The sequence below is a fragment of the Streptomyces sp. NPDC058964 genome (genome assembly GCF_042741275.1).
Classification (GTDB): Bacteria; Actinomycetota; Actinomycetes; order Streptomycetales; family Streptomycetaceae; genus Streptomyces.
In genome coordinates this window covers 53,856-58,726 of record NZ_JBHYKH010000003.1, presented here as the reverse complement: position 1 = coordinate 58,726, position 4,871 = coordinate 53,856, and the positions used below count along the sequence as shown (strand labels likewise).

Annotated in this window: 3 protein-coding genes and 1 pseudogene; 1 reads left to right on the top strand and 3 read right to left on the bottom strand. The window is 72.7% G+C overall.

Annotation, left to right across the window (positions count from 1 at the left end; all coding sequences use genetic code 11):
• Positions 1-354 (top strand): annotated as a pseudogene (locus ACFW2E_RS00815) (alpha/beta fold hydrolase); the annotation flags it as partial.
• A gap of 172 nt (positions 355-526) precedes the next feature.
• Here the strand turns inward: ACFW2E_RS00815 and ACFW2E_RS00810 are convergent.
• The 3 genes from ACFW2E_RS00810 to ACFW2E_RS00800 form a co-directional block, all read right to left on the bottom strand.
• Entirely contained in the window at positions 527-808 is a 282-nt protein-coding gene (locus ACFW2E_RS00810; RefSeq protein WP_067001509.1) for an HU family DNA-binding protein, read from the bottom strand.
• A 292-nt stretch (positions 809-1,100) separates the two neighbouring features.
• Positions 1,101-2,516 carry an NAD-dependent malic enzyme gene (locus ACFW2E_RS00805; RefSeq protein ID WP_384459240.1) on the bottom strand — a complete coding sequence of 472 codons (1,416 nt, stop codon included), beginning with the start codon at positions 2,514-2,516 and terminating at the stop codon, positions 1,101-1,103.
• A gap of 349 nt (positions 2,517-2,865) precedes the next feature.
• Positions 2,866-4,871: HelD family protein (locus ACFW2E_RS00800; protein ID WP_384459237.1), on the bottom strand; the 2,006-nt coding region annotated here is incomplete at its 5' end.

The window sequence follows — 4,871 nt, the reverse complement described above, 5'->3', positions numbered from 1 at the left end:
TCACCGCCCCCGCCCGCCTCGGTGAAACCCCTCTTCCCGACGGACGCCTGCTCGGCTGGGCCGAGTGGGGTCCGCCGGACGGCGTACCGGTCCTGCTCTGCCCCGGCGCGGCCACGAGCCGCCGGCTCGGCTTCGGCGCGGGCGTCGTGGAGGCGCTCGGCGTCCGCCTGGTCTCCGTGGACCGCCCCGGCCTGGGCGCCTCCACGCCCGCCCCCGCCCGCACCTTCACCGACTTCGCCGTCGACATGCGCGCTCTGTGCGACCTGCGGGGCCTGGGGCGCCCAGCCCGGGGCGGCCACACGCCCGGGGCCCCCGTCGCCCCCCCCCGCGCCCCCGCGGGGGGGGCCGCCGCGCGTGCCCCCAGAACGGGCGCCCCCCCGGGGGGGGGCCCCCCCGCCGGGGCCCGCCCCCCCCCCCACTGTCGTTGTGTCCGCATCCGCTGCGGACGCGCCCCGCACGAGGCGCGGGGAACTGCGTGACCGGTCACGTCGGGCCCGCAGTTGCCCACGGCGCTCTCAGCGGAGCGTCACTTGCCCTTGGCCGCTTCCTTGAGCTTCGAGCCCGCGGAGACCTTCACGCTGTAGCCGGCCGGGATGTTGATGGGCTCACCGGTCTGCGGGTTGCGCGCGGTGCGAGCGGCACGGTGGGTGCGCTCGAAGGTCAGGAAGCCGGGGATGGTGACCTTCTCGTCGCCCTTGGAGACGATGTCGCCGACGACCTCGGCGAACGCGGCCAGCACGGCGTCGGCGTCCTTGCGGGTCACCTCGGCGCGGTCGGCCAGCGCGGCCACCAGCTCACTGCGGTTCATGTTGTTACTCCCGTGTTCTTCTTGCCGTTGGGGTGTGCCGCGCGGCGGAGCCGCACTATGGCACAGCGAAGCCGATGCGCTCGCGCCCAGGGACGCATCCTGCCCCTACCTGCGGCGGGAAAGCCAATCCGGCACCCGCAGGAGTCGTGAGAACACCCTGGGGAGTCACACGAAAAGCGCCCGCTCGGCCGTCACCCTAGAGGGCGCCCGGCGGTAGGGGGTTCCACGACTCGCCGGTGCGGGCACTGTCGTGTCGATCCTCACAGCGCCCGCACACCACGGTACGGGCCGCCTAGGAAGCCGCCCCGGCCGACTTGGCCGCGTCCCGCACCGCACCCGCCACCGCGCCCGCGACCTTGTCGTTGAAGACGCTGGGGATGATGTAGTTCGGGTTCAGCTCGTCCTCGGTCACCACATCGGCGAGGGCCTTCGCGGCCGCGAGCATCATGTCCGTGTTGACCGTACGGGACTGCGCGTCCAGCAGACCGCGGAACACGCCCGGGAAGACCAGCACATTGTTGATCTGGTTCGGGAAGTCGGAGCGCCCGGTGGCCACAACTGCGGCCGTCTGACGCGCGATTGCGGGGTCGACCTCGGGGTCCGGGTTCGCGAGCGCGAACACGATCGCACCCTCCGCCATGGCGGCCACGTCGTTGCCGTCGAGGACGTTGGGAGCCGAGACGCCGATGAAGACGTCCGCGCCGCGCACGGCCTCCTTCAGCGTGCCGGTCAGGCCCTCGTGGTTGGTGTTGTCGGCGATCCAGCGCAGTGGCGAGTCCGGGGCCGCGTCCACCAGGTCCTCGCGGCCGGCGTGCACCACACCGTGGATGTCGGCGACGACGGCGCTCTTCACGCCCGCCGCGAGCAGCAGCTTGAGGATGGCCGTACCGGCCGCGCCGGCGCCCGACATCACGACCCGGATGTTCTCGATCGCCTTGCCGGCGACGCGAAGTGCGTTCGTCAGGGCGGCGAGCACGACGATCGCGGTGCCGTGCTGGTCGTCGTGGAAGACGGGGATGTCGAGGGCCTCGCGCAGGCGGGCCTCGATCTCGAAGCAGCGCGGCGCGGAGATGTCCTCGAGGTTGATGCCGGCGAAGCCCGGGGCGATCGCCTTGACGATCTCGACGATCGCGTCGGTGTCCTGGGTGTCCAGGCAGATCGGCCAGGCGTCGATGCCGGCGAAGCGCTTGAAGAGGGCCGCCTTGCCCTCCATGACGGGCAGCGCGGCCTTCGGGCCGATGTTGCCGAGGCCCAGCACCGCGGAGCCGTCCGTCACAACCGCAACGGAGTTGCGCTTGATGGTGAGGCGGCGGGCGTCCTCGGGGTTCTCGGCGATCGCCATGCAGACGCGGGCCACGCCCGGCGTGTAGATCATGGAGAGGTCGTCACGGTTGCGGATGGGGTGTTTCGACGCCATCTCGATCTTGCCGCCGAGGTGCATCAGGAACGTACGGTCCGAGACCTTGCCGAGCGTGACGCCCTCGATGCCGCGCAGCTTCTCGACGATCTCCTCGGCGTGGGCGGTGGAGGTGGCCGCGATGGTGACGTCGATGCGGAGCTTCTCGTGGCCGGACGCGGTGACGTCGAGGCCGGTCACCGAGCCTCCGGAAGCCTCCACGGCGGTGGTGAGCTGCGAGACGGCGGTTCCGCTCGCGGGCACCTCCAGCCGGATGGTCATCGAGTAGGAGACGCTGGGCGCCGTTGCCATGGCCGACTTCCTCTGCTTTCACCGTGTCGCGTGGATGTGCGTCCGATCGTCGCACCTACCGCCGAGTAGGCGTTAGCCGGTCCTGGATTGCGAACGTTTTGTTCGCGCTGCATTCCCGGGAGTTCGCACGACATCCCCGAAAGAGAGAGACCCACGTCACTGATTACGTGGGTCTCTCCTCCGTTCATGACACCGACCCGCCATGCTCGCCTCGCGGCAAGTGGTCGCTCGTGGCGACGAAGGTTGGGCCCGGGGGCTTGGATCGAGCCGGTGTCACAGCCAGGCTAACAAACGGATCGCCCGGAACCATTCCCGTGGGAAGAGTTCACAGGATTCTCCGTCGCGCGATTCAGTCCCGGAGCAGGTCCGGCACCCCGTCCGCGTCCGGCTCGTCCCGTTCGCCCGAGATCACCGTGAGCTGCTGCGTGGCCCGGGTCAGGGCCACGTACAGCACCCGCAGGCCGGCCGGCGACTCGTCGGCGATCTCCGCGGGCGACACGACCACCGTGGCGTCGTACTCCAGGCCCTTGGCCTCCAGGCTGCCGAGCGCCACCACCCGGTCGCCGAGCCCGGCGAGCCAGCGCGCGGCCTCCGCGCGCCGGTCCATGGCGACGACCACGCCGACCGTTCCGTCGACCTGGTCGAGGAGCCGCTCGGCCTCCGCGCGCACGGTCTTCTCCAGCGAGTCCCGTACGACGCCGAAGCGTGGTTCGACCCCGGTGGAGCGCACCGCCGACGGAGATGTGGAGCCGGGCATGGCGAGGGCGAGCACCTTGGCGGCGAGCTCGGCGATCTCGGACGGGTTGCGGTAGTTCACGGTGAGCTGGAAGCGGCGGCGCGGCCGGGTGCCCAGGGCCTCGTCACGGGCCTCGGCCGCCTCGTCGGGGTCGGACCAGGAGGACTGGGCCGGGTCGCCGACCACCGTCCAGGTGGCGTGCCGGCCGCGGCGGCCGACCATGCGCCACTGCATGGGCGTGAGGTCCTGGGCCTCGTCGACGATGACGTGCGCGTACTCGGTGCGCTCCTGGGCCAGCCGCTCGGCCCGCTCCCGCTGCGACTCCTCGCGCACGGGCATCAGCTCCTCCAGGCCGGTGAGCTGGTCGAGCGGGTCCACCTCGCGTCGCCTCTTCGGGCGGGCCGGGGCGCCGAGGATCGCCTGGAGCTCGTCGAGCATGGCGATGTCGTGCACGGAGTGGCCGTCACGTCTGAGCGACCGGGCGACCCTGCGCACCTCGCCGGGGTTGAGGATGCGGCGGGCCCAGCGGCCGAGCCGGCGCTCGTCCGCCATGGCCGCGAGGACGGCCCTGGGGGTCAGCTCGGGCCACCACGCGTCGAGGAACCCGATGAAGCTGTCCTCCGAGGTCACGTCCTCGTCGAAGGACGAGCGCAGCTCGGCGGCCAGCTCGGGGTCGGTGTGCCGGCCGGCCGCACCCGACTTGGCCCACAGGGCGTCGAGGAGCAGCTTGCGGGCACGCGGGCGGAGCAGGTTGACCGGCGCGGTGCCGCCCAGGGCGGTACGGCGGATACGTTCCAGCTCGGCCGCCTCCAGCTCGAGCCGGCGCCCGAAGGCGACGACACGGAGCCGGGTGGGCGGACCGGCGGGAACGCGCCCCGTCCCACCGGCGCCCTCCCCCGCCCCGCGGCGGACTCGCGCCCCAACCGGGGGGCCCCCCGGCCCCGCGCCCCCCGGCCGCGCGGCACCGCCGGGCCCCAGCTCCAGCGCGCCACGGGCAGCCTTGCGCAGCACCTTCAGCATGCGGTACGACCCCTTGGCCCGGGCCACCGACGGGGAGTCGTACTGGGTGGCCTCGGCGCCGTCGACGAGCGAGCCGATCGCGCGGATGGCGACCTGGCCCTCCTCGCCGAGGGAGGGCAGCACGCCCTCGGTGTACGCCACGAGCAGCGGGGTCGGGGAGACGATCAGGATGCCGCCCGCGTACCGCCGCCGGTCCTGGTAGAGGAGGTAGGCGGCGCGGTGCAGTGCCACCGCGGTCTTTCCGGTGCCCGGTCCGCCCTCGACGTAGGTCACGGAGGCGGCGGGGGCCCGGATGACCAGGTCCTGCTCGGCCTGGATGGAGGCGACGATGTCCCGCATGGTGTGGCTGCGGGCCTGGCCGAGGGCGGCCATCAGGGCGCCGTCGCCGATCGCGGGCAGTTCTTCGCCGCCGAGGAAGGCCTGGAGCTCGGGGCGCATCAGGTCGTCCTCGACACCGAGCACCCGGCGCCCCTTGGAACGGATGACCCGGCGCCGTACCACCCGTCCCGGGTCGACCGGGGTGGAGCGGTAGAAGGGCGCCGCGGCGGGCGCCCGCCAGTCGATGACCAGCGGCGCGTAGTCCTGGTCCAGGACACCGA

What these genes read in the sequence shown, in the direction of transcription:
- ACFW2E_RS00810 (WP_067001509.1), bottom strand. Translation starts at nt 808, where the DNA reads ATGAACCGCAGTGAGCTGGTGGCCGCGCTGGCCGACCGCGCCGAGGTG.
- ACFW2E_RS00805 (WP_384459240.1), bottom strand. Translation starts at nt 2,516, where the DNA reads ATGGCAACGGCGCCCAGCGTCTCCTACTCGATGACCATCCGGCTGGAG.